Below are 18,161 nucleotides of genomic sequence, written 5' to 3'. Positions count from 1 at the left end.
TGAGCAAGCGGATAAAAAGGGGGATTACTATGGAAAATTCATCATGGTTATAGTATGACCCCCGTCCATTTTCTTTATACCTGTTTTTTAAAATTTTTTATAAAGATGAAAGCGGGAGTCTATATAGTTTATCATCCTCTTGATCCGGGTTTCCTCTTCCGTCCGTGTTGTTGCTTACAAAATATAAGTACTCTTCATCAATCAGGATATCGCGGATCCTTCCCGCACCCGTAAATACATCGCCCTCTTCTTTATTCTCAAGGTCAAAGGTTTTAACGGCCTCCCCTCTTAACGCACCTATATAAAGGCTCCCTTCATGATAAGCACTTCCTGAAGGTGCCCATGTGTCAGTCCCCACATGGAATAGCGGACTTTCCATTCCGTCTCTCTTTTCATCCCCTGTAATCAAAGGCCATCCATAGTTCTTTCCTGGCGTAATTTTATTGATTTCATCATAACCTGAGGGGCCATGCTCGCTGCTGTACAATTGATCCTTCTCATCCCAGGCAAGGCCCTGGGGATTGCGGTGCCCAATTGTATAAACAGGGGAACCCGGAAATGGATTATCCTCCGGGACACTGCCATCAAGGTTTAGGCGAAGGATTTTTCCGCCCAATGAGTTGCTGTCCTGTGCAATTTCTTCCTTGCTGGCATCCCCTGTAGTAGCGTATAGTTTCTGATCCGGTCCAAGCTTCAGCCTGCCTCCATGATGGTAATTTCCGCTTGGGATTCCATCGAGGATCACGTCCATTTCCTTCCATTGCTGGTTAGCGTATTGAAGAACTACAATTCTATTTACCGCATTTCCATTTTGCTCGTACGTATAATAGGCGAAGGCTTCATTGGACTCTTGAAAATCCGGGCTAAGCACAAAACCAAGCAGGCCTGCTTCCGGATTATCGGAAAGGGAATGATCCAATTCAACTTTCTCACGAGTCATCTTATCTTTTTCCCATTTCACAATGGCGCCGCTTCTTTCAGCCAAATAGAAGGTATCATTGATTTTTTGAATGGACCAGGGAGCTTCCAGCTTGGTCAATAAAACCTCAGCATCTCCCTGGTTAGCTGATTCTTCGGGTTGAGGCTTACTGTTGTCTGTGTTGTTTTGATGGTTTTTGGAACAGCCGCTGATTAGGATTACCATACTAAAGAGAATCATAAACTTTTTAACCACAATACTCCCTCCTTTTCAATGTTAGAAGCGGTATATGATGTCGGTCAAAGCTGTAAATCATCGGCCGCCTACGTAACCTATAGTCCTTCGTTCAAGACCTTATTTATTGCCTTAGCCACACCATTTTCATCATTGGTATCAGTGATAAAATCACATAAATTTTTAATCTCAGAAGGCGCATTTCCCATTGCAAAGGATCGGCCGACACGTTCGAGCATCGAGACGTCATTGAAATTATCACCAATCGCCATTGTGTCGCTTAATGAACCGCCTCTATCTTTTACATATCTTTCTAAAGCGATTCCTTTCTGTGCGTCTCTGTTCGTAACTTCAAGGTTTTCCCGTCCTGAAGAACTGACAGCGAGTGTTGTATTCTCCTTTAAACCACTTGCAGCATCGCCGAGTTTTTGAAAATCATTAGAGAAAATTAAAAACTTATAATATTCGAGTTCTCGAATACTAAAAAGCTTTTCGTAGTCTTCGATCGATTTAATTTGGCTGACAGTAACACGCTCCCTTGCCTGCTCGGTCACCTTGATTGGATCTAAATCAGGATTCGCCGTGAGTAAAATATCAACCAATGTAGCCATTGATTTTTCATAGTTTTTCGTATAAGTTCCATCGCTTGTATACACTTCAAAGTATATTCCGATTCCCTCTAAATATCGTATGACAGATTTAACTGTATCTGGATTCATTGGATTCGAAGCAGCGATTGCGCCATCTTTTGTATAAACCACCGCGCCATTCACACAAATGACTGGACACTCAATATTTGCCTCATCCAGAGCATAGCGCGCCTCCTGATAAGATCTTCCGGTCGCGATGATTACTTCCACCCCTTCTTTTCGGGCGCGTTCGATGGCATCCTTGTTTTCCTTGCTTACCTTTTGCTCTTTATTTAATAATGTTCCATCCATATCACTGGCAATGAATTTAACCAACCAAAACACCTCTGTTTCATTTTGCTTTTAAGCATTACAATCTCATATTTTATATCTTTAACCATGTGAATTAATATCATAATTCCTTTTTATATAAAAACACAGACCGACAGAATATTAGTTATTCAAAATTTTCTTAGTTTGTACCTGCTGAATTTGGCTGTTGATTTCCGCTACAGGCGGACGCGTTCCGCGGGCGGTCCGTGAGCCTCCTCGTCGCTTCGCTCCTGCGGGGTCTCACCTGGCCACGCTTTTCCCGCAGGACGTTGAGTGATCATCCTAGAATAGACACCGCACGAGAAAATGCGTAGCATTTTCGAGGAGTCGCCGCCTGCAGCGAAAAGCAACCGGTTTGGAAATCAAGATTGAGTACGAACACAGCCTATATTTTGTTAATTTAACTGAGCATGGATACGATCAGCGGCTCACTTTGAAGCCTTATAAACGAACGTAACAATGTCAAAATGGACCTTGGCACGTTTTCCAGTACAATAACAAACATTGTTCAGTTGGAAATATCCCTTAAATAAGCATTCACAAGCTACATAGCGGTACGGCGTTTAAATATGGACTTCCAGGCTTTAGAACCCCATGCTGGAGCTGTGTATTTTCTAAGATCCGTGGGAATCCTTACTTTATATATCTTTATTACTCAAATCACATGGTTTATTTTCCGAACCTGAGCCTTTCATTTTCCAAACATTTTAGCTTGACCAAATGCTATTAAAAACAGCCTGAATAATCCAGGCTGTCAATCGATGTCTCAATCCACATTTTTTCCTAGGGAGCTTACCCAGATTTCATACCATTGCTCGCGATTCATTTTTAGTGACAATGCATTTACGGCACTCTGGATCCGTTCGACCTTTCCCGAGCCGACGATCGGCATGATTTTTGCCGGATGATGCATGAGCCATGCGTACATCACTTCATCAATATTGGATGCCCCCAGTTCTTCCGCTATTTTTTGCAATGTGGTCCGTACCCGTGACGGCTTATCTTCCTCACTTGTAAAAATAATGCCTCGATTTAAGGGCGACCAAGCCATCGGCGGCATTTTCTTCTCGATACACTGGTCAACTACGCCATTTTCAAAATGATCACGGTACAAGACAGATAGTTCGACTTGATTGGTCACCAGCGGTACATCTAAATAAGCATTAAGCATATTCACTTGAGACGGCAGAAAGTTGGAAACACCGAAGTGCTTGACCTTACCGGCCTTTTTCAAGCTTGAGAATGCGTCAGCGACCTCTTCCGGATTGGTCAAAACATCCGGGCGATGAATGAGTAGTACGTCTATGTAATCCGTTTTAAGCATTTTTAATGAACGCTCTGCCGATTCGATAATATGCTCCTTGCTTGAATCATAATGATTTAAACGGAAGCCATTTTTATCATTCGCGAGCTTGATACCGCATTTTGTGACAATCTCCAGCCTACTCCGAAGCTCCGGCTTTAAAGAGAGGGCGTTTCCAAAAAACTCTTCACACGTATATTTTCCATATATATTGGCCGTATCGATCGTCGTGATTCCCAATTCCAGGCACTGCTCAAGCAAATGCAGCGTTTCCTGATCCGTATAATTCCAATCCGCCAATCTCCAGTGTCCATGAATAATTCGGGAAAATTGCAAATCATCTTGAAGCTGAATCCTCTCCATGTAAGCACCCTTCCTTTTCTCGTTATCAATGCGTCTTTTTTTGCAGACGGCAGTGATATATCTTCCCGCCTGCAATAGGCAAATATGAATCTCAGCCTTAAAAAGCTCGTCAGTCTTTATCTTATCATAGCCATGATGAAAGTCATAAACGATTACATCCTAGTATGGCATGATTTATCAGAAAAAAGAAAAGCCGGCAGATTTAATATCCATGCCGGCATTTACCTTTATAAGGAGGAAACACCTGCTATTTGTTCAATAGCCGCCTTTATTTCCTCTTGTATGTTTTCTATTTTCACAAAGTCCATCGCTGAAACATAGATCGCTTCCAACTCATCGTGCAAGGTTTTAGCTTGTGCGAGATACGAAATAGCTTCGTTCATTTTCGATTTATACCTCCCGGAGATTTCATTTATCTCCCGGGCATAGTTATCGTCTGTTCCCGGTGTAATCGCCGCCTTATACATATCGATGATTTCGTCGCCTTCCCGGCTTGGGAAATATTCATGAGGTGCCGTGCTGTCAAAAATGGCAAGGCCGATTTCCCTGACAATCACCATGTCCAGGCTGTTCGGGTCAAAGCCACAGTGGTAGATTTCCACATCAAAGCCCCTTTGTTCGGCAGCCGTGGCCAATTTCTTCAGCATCGTCGACTTGCCGGAGCCAGGCCTTCCTTTAATAAAATAGCGTTTAGCTAGATCCTCGGTCAGGTTCGGAATAAAATCAACGGCTCCCTTGGGAGTCGCTGCCCCGAGGAAACGGTGGCGAACATAAGCCTGCTTGTTAATGAACATTTCACCGAAAAACGTTTCTTTCAACTTTTCAGTCAACTGGTTCACTTTGTTGAAATCCATATTTTCTATATATATTTTTTCCCACTCATCGTGAACCCGAAGCGCTTCTGCAAATCTTGAATATGCTGTTTCAAAAGAATGGCTAATCTCCGCAGAAAGTCGTATAATTGCCTCTTTTTCAGCAGTTAGTTTGTCTGAATCCCACGCCTCCCCTAAATTAACATACTCTTCAATTGCTCCCGGAGCCTTCGGTTCAATTACATGGGGAGCCGTACCATCCACAATGCCCACCTTAAATTTCGGGATAATGACTCCATCAATCGATTGGTTATCAGAGGAGCAGTGCAAATATTCAATATCAAATCCTTTACCTGCCCATGCCTGGCCTACCTTTTTCATGAGGGTGGACTTCCCTGTGCCTGGCCCGCCCTTCAGGATAAATAATTTATCAAGTCCTTGAAGATTGGATTCATACAAACTGTAAAAACCGCGTGCTGTGTTTCCTCCGGCATAATAGTTTTTAATTTTTCCCGTCAAGTTACCAACACTCCTTTTTTGAAATGCTAAGGATCGCTTCAACCATTAGTATATGCATCACCCCCTTTATGGGTGAATGCCTATGTCAAATGGGAAGGGGATTGGAACAGGAAACTATATATTAAGGACTCTTTTTTTCTACCGTCCGGGCAATGACCGCTCCAATTAAAAGTGCCCATACCGGGGAACTAATATGGAGAAAGGATACGTTTGACATCGCAATGACAAACGCGGCCAGCGCGCTTAATTTATATTGACTTCCGGCAAAGCCCATTTGCAGGCTGGAGTGGAGGACGCCGATCAAAGCAAATCCTGCCAGCAGGGCAACAAAAGCCTGCGGCAAACCTTGTATGAACGGAACAATCGTCCAGGCAAAAGCTCCGAACAATAAAAGTACGACCCCGGATACAAAAGAAGCCATATACCGCTTTGATTTAGGGCCTGAATCCGGACCGGCACAAATCGCCGTCATCATTCCGGCGATATTTGCACTTTGCCCTCCGAAAAAGCCCGCAAAAATAGAAAAAACACCGCTAAGCGAAACGATTTTGCGAATAGGCGGCTCAAAATTCGAGCTTTCCAGTGCACCGATTCCAGGTGCGGCATCATTGCTCAGGATCAGCATGGCAAGAGGCAGGGCCAGTGTCAGTACCCCCATCCAAGTGAATTCCGGTGCTTGAACGGATGGCAGGTAAAAAGCGGTCTCCGCAGGCACCATGTTCAGACCCTGTGTCCATAATAAAGCAAGGAAAGCTACCACAACCGCCATCATGACAGGTGGAAAACGCCTCCTATACTTCGTGAAAATTAAAAAACTGACGAGAGCCGCTCCTCCAACCATTGGCAATTCCTTAATAGATGGAACGAGTTGAACAACATAACCCGTTACCAGTCCTGCGAGCATTGCCGAAATAATTTCCTTTGGAACCCATTTAATGATTCTTGTAAAAAGGCCGGATATACCAACGAGAAAAATCAACAGCCCTGATATAACATATCCGCCAATCAACTGTTCGTATGTGAATTGGGAAGTCATCGTTGCCAAAAAAGCGACACCGGATATGGAATGGCCTCCTGTGATCGGAATTTTGTACAACATCGACATAAGTATGCCGAAGAGTCCGCCGAAGAAATATACGGCAAACATCCAATCGACTGTCTGTTGCTCCGTAAACCGTCCTGAATCAGCTGCTTCTAAAATAATTAATGCTGGGCCAGTCATGACCAATGTACTTGAAATGAGACCGGAAGATATATTTTGGCCCGTTACATCCCGGAGCAGATGCCTTCGATCGGATTCCCCGTTTATTGTAGGATCTTTTTGTTCTCCTTCATATTTGTCTGGCAATTCCATCTGATCCACTCCTGTTTTCCCGATTTCTGAATAATATTATCTTTGGGACAAGAATGGCTTTTTGTCAAGCGGCTTCGTAGCTGCCTCGATTACAGCCCGTTTTGAAACACTGGCTTACACTTTGGACAACTCTGCGAATTTTGCCCCAATTGCCACGATTAAATCATTCGGCTTAAGCTCCACCTGGATTCCAACTTTACCGCCGCTGACAATCATTGTATCCAGCTTTGAGGCACTTTCGTCAACATATGTTGGGTAAAGCTTCTTCATCCCTACGGGTGAGCATCCTCCCCGGATATAGCCTGTCCATTTTTGCAAGTCCTTGACGGGAAGCATTTCAACCTTTTTCTCACCGGCAGCCTTCGCTGCTTTTTTCAAATCGAGCTCTGCAGCTACCGGAATGACAAACACATAGATGCTCCCAACGTTCGCTCCATGTGTTACGAGCGTTTTAAAGACAGATTTCGTTTCGATGCCAATTTTGTCTGCAACCGAAATTCCATCTATCTTTCCATCCTTCACTTCGTAGCTCAACATGCTGTAATCCATTTCTTTCGCGTCAAGAATCCTCATTGCATTCGTTTTTCCGCCTGCCATTTTCATTCTCCTTGCATAGCCAGGTTATGAGTATAATTTCGATTAAGATTTTGGGACTGTTACTGTAACCTCGTGAAACAACTGCCCGGCAATGGACCGAATGATTTTCTCCATATCCGCCGGATAGGAAATGATAAAGCAGGTGGAGGGACCTGCTGATTTATGGATATCCAAACCAGCATGAATGTTTTCAGGTTTGATTTCCGGGAATAACAGCTTTAATTCATGGGCAATCCCTTTAGAGCCTACAGGCAGGACTGTGAGGTTGCCCAGCTGACAGAACTGTTTGAAAAGCTGCAGGGGCGCCACCCACTCGGACTGTTCGATTACTTCATCCCCAACGAGAGGTTTCCCGATAACGGCTGTCTTAACTTCCTTCAGGGGAAGCCTTTCATCTGATGGGGCATTCCCGCTCATTCCAAGTACACTCATCCCCACCGCAGACTGCAACAGCTCCATATTGCTTTCTGTACTTCCGGTGACAGGAATACTCAGCTCCAATTCCTCTAATCCTTGTTTAATACCGTCGATTAAAGGGCCCCATGCTTCTTCTCCACAGAAATTTTGCATAATGACTGAAACAGGTACAGCGCTTGCTGCCATGCACTCCATGAGCGCGACCCGAAACGAATAATAACTGACGATATGGTAAGGAACTTGCACGACATCCTTTTCCTTCATACCAATCCCACCGCTGTTATCGCTGGCTATGACCAAAAATTGATTGTTAAAAGGGACGATTACTGGATCTCTCATCGGTACATCGCCTTATTCACCTTTTCTTTTTCCTTCACGAAAAACGTTGGCACTTCTGGCATATTCCACATCTTTCACACCTAACCGGAAATTAATGACTCGTGCAAGCGCGAAGAAATAATCAGACAAGCGATTTAAATACTTCAGGGCAGCAGGCGAAACGTTTTCATCCTCTTTCATAAGCGAAACGGTCAGCCGCTCTGCACGCCTCGTTACGGTTCTCGCAATATGGATGGAAGCAGCAGGCTTTGTGCCCCCTGGTAAAATAAATCGTTCAAGCTCCGGGGCTTCCTTAATGAATGTGTCTATTCTGTTTTCTAAAACTGAGACTGCTTCTTCAGTCAGTTTTAACGGCCGCTTTTCGGAAATCGAAGCAAGGTCACCGCCACAGTCGAACAGTTCATGTTGAATTCGTTCCAGGTCCACCAGAACATCTTCAAAAACAGATGGATCAAGTTCTAGAATTGCCTGACCGACAAAGCAATTTATTTCATCAATGGTTCCGTATGCTTCGACGCGAATATTGTCCTTATCAACCCTTCCCCCTATAATGCGTGTTTTTCCTTTATCCCCGGTCCGTGTGTATAATTTCATTCCGATTCCTCCTTATTTGATCTGCCTATTCAACCCGTACCAAATCACATCTACTCTATCAGCGTTTGAAGAAATATCCTGATAGACCCAGCCAGTCATATCCCGCCATTTTCGATCTGCTTGCTCCAGCGGTACAATCCCTTTTGAAATGTCCGTTCCGATAATAACGATCTTTCGCTTTCGGCCGCTCGCCTCCCAGACTTTCCATTCCTTGAGTCTTTTTCTCCAGGATTCCCTGCAGGTGTGCTCATCCAATACCTTACAGTCTTCTTTAAGGAACTGTTCGATTCCTTCTATTACGAGAATATCGCAATCAAGCACAGTTAAATCGACCGGAAGGATAGCGCCATGATAAGCATTTATCACTTTCCCTTTTCCTTGATAATATTCCCTGACCCACTTGGATTTGCCGTTATAAGCGCCTCCCGTAACAAAATGCACCGTCCATCCCTCCTCAAGTCTTCCGTATCGAAAGTCATTTCCCACCCTTTTCCATGTGGGATGCCCCATTCCCAAAATGGTTTTTCCACCGGAGCATATTTCATTAACAGATATCGGATAACTCCTCCGTGTGTCACAATTGCAGCCCGTTTAATCCCCTGTTTAGCCATTTGCTCTTTGACCGATTTCCAACTGTGTTGGATTCTCGCTGCAAACTGATCAAAGCCTTCTCCGTTTGGAGGAATTTCTGCAAAGGGGTTCTCCAGCCATTTTTTATAATCGCTGTCTTCCTTTAAATCCTCATATGTCTTTCCTTCCCATTTCCCAAAATGAAGCTCCCTGAGCTCCTTTTTTTGAATGACGGATCTCTCAGGAAACAGGATTGCTACCGTATCAGTACATCTTTTTAAATCACTGGAAAAAATCAATGGAGCATCAATCACCAATGGGAAAAGCTGTGCCTTGCCTTTCCTGCTGAGCGGCGAATCAGACCAGCCTATATAGGCTTTTCTTTCATTCGCAACCGTTAGTCCGTGACGAAATAATGTAATAACCAGATTGCCATCCACAGTATTAATTCAACTCCTTCAACAGAAGCACCATTCACATCACCTGTGATTCCGCCAAACCATTTTATAATCTTCCTTTTTAAAAAAAGCATCGAGAAAAATAACACGACTAAAAGGACGATGAATGAATAAAAGCTTGTTAAGTTAGTGGACAGTATTGCAAGCCCTGCGAAAGCCAAATATACCGGATATCCAGCTGTGCTGTTCTTTCCCGCTGCAGCCTGAAAGAAGGCTGCCAACCCAACATTTTTGGCCAATGGCATTTTCGCCAAAATGAAACCCATGGCTACCCTCCCCAGGAAGGGAACCATTATAATTAGACTATAGGACCATGGCTTGATATTTTGGATAATTTCATAGAGAAAGAGCATCCGGCTGCCCAGAAGCACAATGACCGAGATGACCCCAAAAGCACCGGTTCTAGGATCGCTCATGATTTCCAGCCGCTTTGGAATGTCCCGGTAGGAAAAATAAGCATCACTCGTATCAATCCAGCCATCAAGATGAAGGCCTCCCGTAACAAAAATCGTTAACAGCCACAGTATAAATGCGGCGGCTAGCGGTGATAAGGGTGTCCATTCCAGCAGGGCATACAAAACGGCAGCGTAAATCGCTCCCAGAAGCAGCCCAAGCAGCGGGAAGGTATGAAAAGTTTTATTTATGTACTCTTTGTCCATCGGCAGCTGTCTTTTCATCGGAAAAACTGTAAAAAATTGCAGATTGATGAGGAACCCGATCCATGTTTTCATTCTTCCTGGCCCCATTCGTTCAGAATTCCCTTCACTTTTTCCCAGTGTAAAAAGGGACGTATCTGTTCCACAGCTTCATCCAGCTTCCGATACTTCTCTTCATTGATGAGGATTGTCTCATTTAATGGCAGATTCTTTCTTTCCCGGAGACGATTCAGCCACAAGGTTCTCCACTCATCATTGTGAAACAGATGATGCATATAAGTTCCTATCAGCCTCCCGTTTTCCGTATAAAAACCTTCTGCTTCCCCTGAGTCAAGCATTAAAAACGGGGACCCTGCTTGTCCCTTTTTCCAAACGGTATGTCCTAAATGAATCTCATACCCTTCGAGCTGGGCAACTTTTTCTAGACCTGTTTTAGGATGCAGGCTTCCTTTGGAACGGATGGTCTTTTTCTCTATCGAGAAAGTAGTTTGTGCGGGTATAAGGCAAAGGCCTGCTTCTTTCGTTCGTCGCCTTCCTGTATCCGAACCTTCCTCATCTATCAATTGTTCACAGAGCATTTGATAACCGCCGCATATCCCAATGATCGAACCTCCATCCCGATAGTAATCTATCACTTTCCGGGCTAATCCCGTTGTCTTCAAATAACGCAAATCCTGAATCGTACTTTTTGTACCGGGAATGATCAAGGCATCCGGCTTTCCAAAGGCTGAAGCGTCTTCCACCCATCTGATCGATACATCCTTTTCGTATAGAAAGGGTTCAATGTCCGTATAATTTGAGATATATGGCAGCTTCAGCACAGCGAGGTCAATCGGTGCCGTTTTAGAGGCTGAAAACCGGTCAGCCAAGGAAAGGGAATCCTCTCCTTCCACTATGTGCCCGTTTATATAGGGAATAACGCCTAGCACAGGAATGCCTGTCTTCTCTTCGATCCAGGCAACCCCATCTTCAAACAAGTGGATATCCCCTCTGAATTTATTCACCACGATTCCCCGGACACGTTTTCTTTCAGAAGGTGTGAGCAGTTCAAGTGTTCCGATAATACTGGCAAATACCCCTCCTCTTTCAATATCGGCGACAAGAATCACCGGCACATCAGCCAGCTCGGCCACCTTCATATTAACTAGCTCCCTGTCTTTTAGGTTAATCTCTACAGGTGAGCCTGCCCCTTCCATAACAACCACCTCGTATTCCTCTTCGAGCTTTGAAAGGGAAAGCCGGATCGCTTCGATTCCTTGTTCATAGAAGTTCTCCCGATATGACATGCCGGATAGCGTACGGAGCGGCTTCCCAAACAGGACCACCTCTGAACTCTGATCGGATCGGGGTTTCAGCAGAATCGGATTCATCCAAATGGAGGCTTGGGTGTTTGCCGCTTCAGCCTGGATGCCCTGTGCCCTGCCGATTTCAAATCCATCCGTGGTTACATAGGAGTTATTGGACATGTTTTGCGACTTAAAGGGGGCGACCTCCCATCCTTCCTGCGCGAGAAGCCTGCAAAAAACAGTTGTAATAAAACTTTTTCCGGCATCGGAAGATGTTCCTTGAATCATGATTCCTTTCATTCTGCTTCCCCCTTCATCAGTATCGCGCAATCAGCTTCCATCAAGTAGGCTCTGTCAGACATGGCCACCATTTCCTGATGGATGCCGCCAATCATTTTCGAATATGCGTGGTTTACCCCATCGTCGGTGATCGGGGCATGAAGAAGCTCATTGCTTACGACAATCAAGGATGCCGCACGCTCCCTGATTTCTTTGATTGCGTCTAGCAGCCGCTCTTTTACGGAAGCCAAGAAGGCTGGGTCTTCCCATTCATCCATATTTGAAGCAGACGGGAACATTTCATTATTTAACAATGTTGTCAGGCAATCAAGCAGCACGATACTGTTTGAGTCTAAAAGCGGTACAGCCGCTTCTATCGCAACCGGATACTCTAGAGTGACCCAATGTCCGGCGCCGTTTTCCCTGTCGCTTTTATGCCGGGCAATCCTCTCCTGCATTTCCGGGTCGCCAGGGCGTCCGCAGGCAAGATAATACAACGTTCGATTATGATGATTTGCGAGATTGATGGCAAGCTGCTCCGCAAAACGGCTCTTGCCGCTCCTTACTCCTCCTGAGACAAAAATGAGGGATGATTTCGCCATTGTGTCAGAACCTCCATCAGTCTTTGATTATCACATTCATTTTTCACGGCAAACCTCAGCCATCTTCCTTCCAGACCAGGAAAGTTGAATGTATGCCGCGGCACGATTCCGTTTCTTAGCAAAAACTGAAATAGAGGCAGCATATTTGATGCATAGCTATCTCTTACTAAATAAAAATTAACACTGCTATCTGAAACAATGAAACCATTGTTTTCATAGAAGTGTTTCAGCTTTTTGCTTTGCAGGCTGACTAGCTGTTTCGTATTTTCAATATGATTTTCATCCATAAGACTGATTTCACCTGCCATAAGAGCCAGACTGTTCACGCTCCAATGAGGGCGGAAATTTTTGATTTCGCCGATAATGTCCGGGTTGGCAAGCAGGTATCCCAGCCTTAATCCTGGAATCGCATACATTTTTGTTAGGGAGCGAAGGATTAGCAGATTGGGATATTCAGCTATCCAGGACGCATAAGTAAAACCATCCTCCAGAAAATCATGGAACGCTTCATCGATGATTAGAAAGCAATCATGCTTTTGGCATTCTTCCAGCAGCTTAAGAACAGAATGTTGTTCAAAGGAAATTCCTGTCGGGTTATTAGGCGTGCATATAAAAACGGCGTCTGCATTCTTAATAAGCGGAAGGAGCCGCTCGAGCCGGAGCTCCCAATTCCCTTCTTCGAGAATATGATAACTCAAACGGCAGCCCGACGATTCACAGGCTTGTTCATATTCGGAAAATGCAGGCTCGATAATTAGGACGTTTTTTCCTGATAATAACCGGGCAACAAGACTGATCAGTTCCGCTCCCCCGTTTCCCATTAAGATTGTATCCTTCGGAAGTTTCTCTTTCATAGAAATACGGTTAATCAACGCACTAGCGTTGGGGTCGGGATAATCTTTCACCAATTCAAATAACTGCGGCCATTTCTTTTTTAATTCGGGAGGCGGACCGATCGGATTAATATTTGCGCTAAAGTCGACGACATGTTCAGGTTTGGTTATTTGTAGTGATTGATAAAGAAAATGGGGGTTAGATCCATGTGAGGGCAATTTCAATGCTGATACCTCCTATCCATAATAACAGTAAGAAGCCAAACGATGCCCGCCGCATAATCGTAATGGATTCCTGAATATGAATGGGCTTGAGATTAACAATGGGGGTCCCCATCCTGGCCCGGTCCGAAATACAGCCTTTATAATAATTCACACCACCAAGCTGGATTCCTAAAATGGAGGCTGTTGCGGCTTCTCCCCAGCCGCTGTTGGGACTCGGATGCTTCGGGGCATCCCGCAAGGTAATCCTCCAGCAGTCTCTAAAACCAGTAACCTTTGATTTCATGCTTACTAACATCATCAATGCGGTCAACCTGCTCGGAATCCAATTTACGAGATCATCCAGTTTGGCAGAGGCCCAGCCAAATTGTCCGTACCTTTCGTTTCGATAGCCAACCATGGAGTCGCATGTATTGATTGCTCTGTAGACAATTGCGAAAGGGGCTCCGCCAATTGCTCCCCAGAAAAGAGGCGCCGTCACTCCATCACTTGTATTTTCAGCCACTGTTTCAACCGTGCCGCGGACAACTTCACTCACGTCCAGCCTATCCGTATCGCGCCCGACTATATATGAAAGTTTTGTCCTCGCCTCAGTTAAATCACTGTTGCTTAACGGGTGATACACTTCCATAGCTGCTTCCTTTAAGCTTCTTTGAGCAATCGCGGTTGAAATCAGGATCACTTCCCAAAGCACTCCGGCAGCGGGATGCAGTGAATACATGACAAAGACTGTTACGTACGTTACAAGCAACACTGTGACAAGTACAGTACCCGTCATAAGCAGGCCCATCCATATTTTGTAGCCACCCTTATTCCATCGCTTATCCAGGAAGCCGATTAAGGCTCCCATCCATCTGACCGGATGAGGCCAATTTTTCGGGTCGCCGATCAGCAAATCCAGTAAATAAGCAAGGGTGACAGCAAGTAAATGATAGAAAACCATCATAATGAATGCCTGTTTTTATAATTTTCGAGACTAATTGTCATGCACTCGTATATTCCTTTGCTGATAAGGTTTCCAAGCGGTGTGATCGTCCCTGCATATTGGACCTCGGTACCTTGCTGGATAGAAGCAATCAAGATGCTGTCTGTTGACGTCCCTGTAGCGTATGTGCCCGTTACCGGATCCTTGATTCCAAAATCCAGCAACGCTTTCACCTTTGCTTCTGTAGCAGTGACCATACTTTGGACAAAGGCTGCTTCAGACAGGCGGCCATTTATGAATATCCATGTATTGATAGTACCCGTTGTTTGTTTATAGCTTATCCTTTTGTTGCTTGTGGCATCGACGGCATTCCCAGTGCCTGCCGTCACTACAATAAAAACCGAAATGTCCTCTTCCTGGTAAAACCGATAAACGACATCATGCAAATTGACTGCGGTCATCATTCCAACCGTCTCTTCAGGAACAAATCCGCGAGTCAGCAAATACTCTTTCATTTCTTGAATGTGGTCGCTGCAATCATAGTTTTGATCGACATGTCTGTTTATGAACGTGTGATGCCAGCTAAAGCCTGCACCCGTCACACCGGAAGACAACGTTCTAAGCGGCATTGGCGCTACTAATTGAATGATATCGTCTGATACTTTCAGATATTGCTCGTTTATCTCAATATTATTGCTTTCAACACCAGTTCCCTCTGGCAACAAAACCATTTGCGGCTTCGGAATCGCAGGATGTGCGAGTCTTTCAATACTGGTATGATAAACGGTCTCGATTCTTTCTTTCCGAAGAACTTCGATGGGCGTTCCGATTTTATTGATTCTCCCTTTTTCAAGCAACAGCAATCTATCGCAATAAAGACCTGCCAGGTTTAAATCATGAAAGATTGATACAACAGTAAGTTGTCGTTCTTTCGTCCATTGTCTTAACTGGTCGAGCAGTTCTTTTTGAAAAGATAGATCGAGATGGTTGGTCGGTTCATCAAGCAGCAATATTTCCGGTTCTTGCGCGAGAGCCTGGGCGAGGAAAACACGCTGTCTCTCTCCTCCGGATAGTTCGTCTAAATAATGGTCGCCAAAAGCCGTGATTCCTGTCTGGGCCATTGCCTTTTTCACGATCTCTTCGTCTTCAGCACTCCAGCTTTGCAGCCAGCCCCGCTGATGGGCATATCTGCCAAGAGAAACGGTTTCTTTGACCGTGTAGGAAAATGACTGGGCGGAATGTTGTGGTAGCACAGCAACAATTTTCGCAAGCTCTTTGGCGGTATAATCTTTAATTTTCTTTCTCTTTACCGTGATTTCCCCTTGCCCATACGGCAAGATACCACTCATCATCTTAAGCAGTGTCGTTTTCCCGCTCCCATTTGGACCGAGAACGCCAAACAATTCACCCTGATGGACATTAAACGATACGTCGTTTACCACAGCTTCTTCACTGTACCCGCCTGTCAGATCGCGGATGCTAAGAAGTTCCGTCATCTCCGCTCACCTCTTCTCTTCACTAGAATGACTGCGAACACCGGTGCACCGATAAGAGCCGTAATCACACCGATTGGCAGTTCAGTAGGCGAAATCACAGTCCGGGCGACAAGATCCGCAAGTATCAAAAATCCTCCGCCTATTAAAATGGAAAGGGGAAGAAGGTGTTTATGGTCTGGGCCCCATAGGAGTCTTGTCAAATGCGGGATGACTAAACCGACAAAGCCGATGGTGCCCGAAACAGCAACCGCTGCGCCTGTCAAAATCGAGCCTGCCGTCAGTAGGAGCAGCTTTCTTTTCTGTACATTAACCCCTAAGTGCTGCGCCTGCTCCTCGCCAAAGGACATCGCATTCAATTCACGGGAACTGATTATAAGCAACAAGGAACCAATGATAAAGAAAGGAAGCATAATTTGGATGTACTCCCAACCCCTCATCGAAACGCTCCCGAGAAGCCAGCCGATAATCTGCCTTAATTCGTCTCCTGTCAAGGCGATCATCAAGGAAATAAAAGCACCTAAAAACGAACTGAAAATAATCCCCGTTAAAATAATTGTCTCGATCTTCATGGACCGGTCTATCTTGCGGGCAAACAGCAACACTATAAAAATAGTTACAAATGCTGCCGTGATGCTAAAAAGAGGCAATGTATACAACCCTATGCCCGGCAATGAAATCTGGAAGAAAAGAGTGACGACTGCGCCTACCGAGGCACCTGACGAAACACCAAGAGTATATGGATCTGCAAGCGGATTCCGCAGCAAGCCTTGAAAGGCGGCTCCCGCTACCGCGAGAGACGCCCCCACCAAACCCGCTAGGATCACCCTTGGCAGACGGATATTCATGACGATGTTTGCATACATCGGATCGATTTGCCCGGCAACCGGAAGATGAAACGCTTCCTGCCCAATAATCTTTAGTATGTAAGAAATCGGAACAGAGACTGTTCCGATCGAAATGCCAATGACCATGGCACAAATAAGGAAAACTGTTGCAATTAAATAAGCAAGCCACTTATTATTTGTTAAAGATGTCAGGGTATACTGCTTTCGCAAATTCTTCTACTCCTTCGGCAAGCCTTGGTCCTGGCCTGCTCACGAGATCTTGATTCACTTCAAATATCTGCTCATTTTTGACTGCGTTCAGATCCTGCCAGCCTTCGCGTGTCTGAATTTGTTTAATAGAATCAGGTCCGTATAGTGAGATAATGGTATCCGGGTTCGCTTTAATGATCGCTTCCTGATCGATGGCAACCCATCCTTCTTGATCCCCGGCTGCATTCTTTGCATTGATCGTCTGAAGCATTTCATCCATGAACGTGTTCTTGCCTGTTGTATAAATATCAGGTACCGCCGACACCTCAATATAAGCTGTTTTTCTATCTTTCTCCGGGATCTTGGCCGCTGCGGTTTTGATTTCTTCAAACTTCGCTTTCAAATCGGAAACGATTTTTTCAGCGTTTTCCTTTTCCCCCGTCGCCGTACCAATCATTGTGATAGATTCATACGCTTGCTCAAAGGTTTGCGCGTTGTTTACGACTATAACATCAATATCGGCATCTCTTATCTGCTGAAGGCCTTCTTTTGCGCTATCTCCTGAAGAAGCATGGGCCAATACCAAATCTGGTTGTAAAGAGATAACTTTTTCAACATTGAACTCCAGGCCGCCAATTTTCTCTTTTTTAGTAGCCTCTTCTGGATAATTATCAAAATCGGAAACTCCGACGATCTCATCATCCAACCCTAAACTAAAAGCAATTTCCGTGTTGCTCGGAATCAGTGACACAATCTTTTCAGGTTTTTCATCAATCGTAACCTCTTGATCACTAGCATCCTTGATCTTTACCGGATAAGCCGCTTCTGCACCCTGTTCCGTTTTCGCTTTTTCATTTGAATTACTTTCCTTGCCCTGGTCATCGCCGCAACCAGCTAAAACCCCTATGGATAATAGAATTAAAAATAATAATGAATACAACTTTTTCATGGTACTTCCTCCAGGTTCATAATCTATTGGCTTAGTGAAGCTCGTGGTGAGTAACTATCATTTCATCGCAGAAACCAGTCTAAAACGCAAAAAAATCTCCAAATTTATATTGGAGATTTTAGTATGGCCAGTAAATTGAAGTAGAATTACACTTAAACTGCCGCCACACACCTCCCCATCCTCGTAGGTTCTACTGGTGCACGGATACAGGCAGGTCTCCTGGCTTATGGTCATCGTTTACGGCACCTTCCCATATCCTACTGGATACAGTGGTCATTTGCCGTTTAACTCCCATTCACAGTGGCGGGACCGCGTTGGTTTTTAACCAACTTCCCTTTTAAGTCTACTAATAGACACCTAGTTCCGTTTCTATGTATGAAATTTTTTCTGCTACAAATGATTATACACGAATAAAAAACGAAGTAACAACATTTTTCC

At 44.7% G+C, this 18,161-nt stretch carries 18 protein-coding genes, 1 pseudogene and 1 riboswitch; all 19 genes and pseudogenes read right to left on the bottom strand.

Annotated features, from left to right (window positions below; genetic code table 11):
* Positions 1–97: 97 nt before the first annotated feature.
* A complete protein-coding gene (locus D0463_RS06250; protein WP_483295721.1) occupies positions 98–1,174 on the bottom strand; it encodes a PQQ-dependent sugar dehydrogenase in 1,077 nt (358 codons plus the stop codon).
* 77 nt (positions 1,175–1,251) lie between these two features.
* Positions 1,252–2,118 carry a Cof-type HAD-IIB family hydrolase gene (locus D0463_RS06245; RefSeq protein ID WP_117306294.1) on the bottom strand — a complete coding sequence of 289 codons (867 nt, stop codon included), beginning with the start codon at positions 2,116–2,118 and terminating at the stop codon, positions 1,252–1,254.
* 425 nt (positions 2,119–2,543) lie between these two features.
* Positions 2,544–2,764, bottom strand: a pseudogene (locus D0463_RS06240) (IS5/IS1182 family transposase); the annotation flags it as partial.
* A gap of 117 nt (positions 2,765–2,881) precedes the next feature.
* Positions 2,882–3,781 carry an aldo/keto reductase gene (locus D0463_RS06235; protein WP_117306292.1) on the bottom strand — a complete coding sequence of 300 codons (900 nt, stop codon included), beginning with the start codon at positions 3,779–3,781 and terminating at the stop codon, positions 2,882–2,884.
* A gap of 227 nt (positions 3,782–4,008) precedes the next feature.
* Complete coding sequence (locus D0463_RS06230) at positions 4,009–5,112, bottom strand: PRK06851 family protein (RefSeq protein WP_117306290.1); 1,104 nt, start codon at positions 5,110–5,112, stop codon at positions 4,009–4,011.
* A 121-nt stretch (positions 5,113–5,233) separates the two neighbouring features.
* A complete protein-coding gene (locus D0463_RS06225) occupies positions 5,234–6,466 on the bottom strand; it encodes a benzoate/H(+) symporter BenE family transporter (RefSeq protein ID WP_117306288.1) in 1,233 nt (410 codons plus the stop codon).
* A 114-nt stretch (positions 6,467–6,580) separates the two neighbouring features.
* The gene (ybaK, locus tag D0463_RS06220) at positions 6,581–7,063 is read right to left on the bottom strand and encodes a Cys-tRNA(Pro) deacylase (protein ID WP_117306286.1); all 483 of its coding nucleotides are present in this window, start codon (positions 7,061–7,063) and stop codon (positions 6,581–6,583) included.
* Between the two features lie 42 nt (positions 7,064–7,105).
* On the bottom strand, positions 7,106–7,819 hold the full coding sequence (locus D0463_RS06215) for an ATP-binding protein (RefSeq protein WP_117306284.1): 714 nt from the start codon (positions 7,817–7,819) through the stop codon (positions 7,106–7,108).
* A 12-nt stretch (positions 7,820–7,831) separates the two neighbouring features.
* The gene (locus tag D0463_RS06210; RefSeq protein WP_117306282.1) at positions 7,832–8,413 is read right to left on the bottom strand and encodes a cob(I)yrinic acid a,c-diamide adenosyltransferase; all 582 of its coding nucleotides are present in this window, start codon (positions 8,411–8,413) and stop codon (positions 7,832–7,834) included.
* A 12-nt stretch (positions 8,414–8,425) separates the two neighbouring features.
* Positions 8,426–8,854 carry a bifunctional adenosylcobinamide kinase/adenosylcobinamide-phosphate guanylyltransferase gene (locus D0463_RS06205; protein ID WP_117306280.1) on the bottom strand — a complete coding sequence of 143 codons (429 nt, stop codon included), beginning with the start codon at positions 8,852–8,854 and terminating at the stop codon, positions 8,426–8,428.
* Complete coding sequence (locus tag D0463_RS06200) at positions 8,776–9,423, bottom strand: histidine phosphatase family protein (protein WP_117306278.1); 648 nt, start codon at positions 9,421–9,423, stop codon at positions 8,776–8,778. Before D0463_RS06200 ends, D0463_RS06205 begins: the two co-directional genes overlap by 79 nt.
* A complete protein-coding gene (gene cobS / locus D0463_RS06195; RefSeq protein ID WP_117306276.1) occupies positions 9,381–10,172 on the bottom strand; it encodes an adenosylcobinamide-GDP ribazoletransferase in 792 nt (263 codons plus the stop codon). Before cobS ends, D0463_RS06200 begins: the two co-directional genes overlap by 43 nt.
* The gene (locus D0463_RS06190; protein ID WP_117306274.1) at positions 10,169–11,683 is read right to left on the bottom strand and encodes a cobyric acid synthase; all 1,515 of its coding nucleotides are present in this window, start codon (positions 11,681–11,683) and stop codon (positions 10,169–10,171) included. Before D0463_RS06190 ends, cobS begins: the two co-directional genes overlap by 4 nt.
* Positions 11,680–12,264 carry a bifunctional adenosylcobinamide kinase/adenosylcobinamide-phosphate guanylyltransferase gene (locus D0463_RS06185; RefSeq protein WP_117306272.1) on the bottom strand — a complete coding sequence of 195 codons (585 nt, stop codon included), beginning with the start codon at positions 12,262–12,264 and terminating at the stop codon, positions 11,680–11,682. The genes D0463_RS06190 and D0463_RS06185 overlap by 4 nt, the downstream gene beginning before the upstream one ends.
* Positions 12,225–13,322, bottom strand: coding sequence for a threonine-phosphate decarboxylase CobD (gene cobD / locus D0463_RS06180; protein ID WP_117306270.1), 1,098 nt, complete (start codon positions 13,320–13,322; stop codon positions 12,225–12,227). The genes D0463_RS06185 and cobD overlap by 40 nt, the downstream gene beginning before the upstream one ends.
* Positions 13,297–14,262, bottom strand: a complete 966-nt coding sequence (gene cbiB, locus D0463_RS06175; RefSeq protein WP_117306381.1) for an adenosylcobinamide-phosphate synthase CbiB — start codon at positions 14,260–14,262, stop codon at positions 13,297–13,299. The genes cobD and cbiB overlap by 26 nt, the downstream gene beginning before the upstream one ends.
* Entirely contained in the window at positions 14,262–15,740 is a 1,479-nt protein-coding gene (locus D0463_RS06170) for an adenosylcobinamide amidohydrolase (RefSeq protein ID WP_117306268.1), read from the bottom strand. Before D0463_RS06170 ends, cbiB begins: the two co-directional genes overlap by 1 nt.
* Complete coding sequence (locus tag D0463_RS06165; protein WP_254052730.1) at positions 15,737–16,795, bottom strand: FecCD family ABC transporter permease; 1,059 nt, start codon at positions 16,793–16,795, stop codon at positions 15,737–15,739. The genes D0463_RS06170 and D0463_RS06165 overlap by 4 nt, the downstream gene beginning before the upstream one ends.
* Positions 16,758–17,723, bottom strand: a complete 966-nt coding sequence (locus tag D0463_RS06160) for an ABC transporter substrate-binding protein (RefSeq protein ID WP_117306266.1) — start codon at positions 17,721–17,723, stop codon at positions 16,758–16,760. Before D0463_RS06160 ends, D0463_RS06165 begins: the two co-directional genes overlap by 38 nt.
* 192 nt (positions 17,724–17,915) lie before the next feature.
* Positions 17,916–18,099: riboswitch (cobalamin riboswitch) on the bottom strand.
* Positions 18,100–18,161 lie beyond the last annotated feature (62 nt).

Origin of the sequence: Bacillus sp. V59.32b (genome assembly GCF_003429085.1) — a bacterium.
GTDB lineage: Bacteria > Bacillota > Bacilli > Bacillales > DSM-1321 > Peribacillus.
Note: the sequence above shows the minus strand (reverse complement) of the source record. Positions and strands in the feature narration are given on the sequence as shown.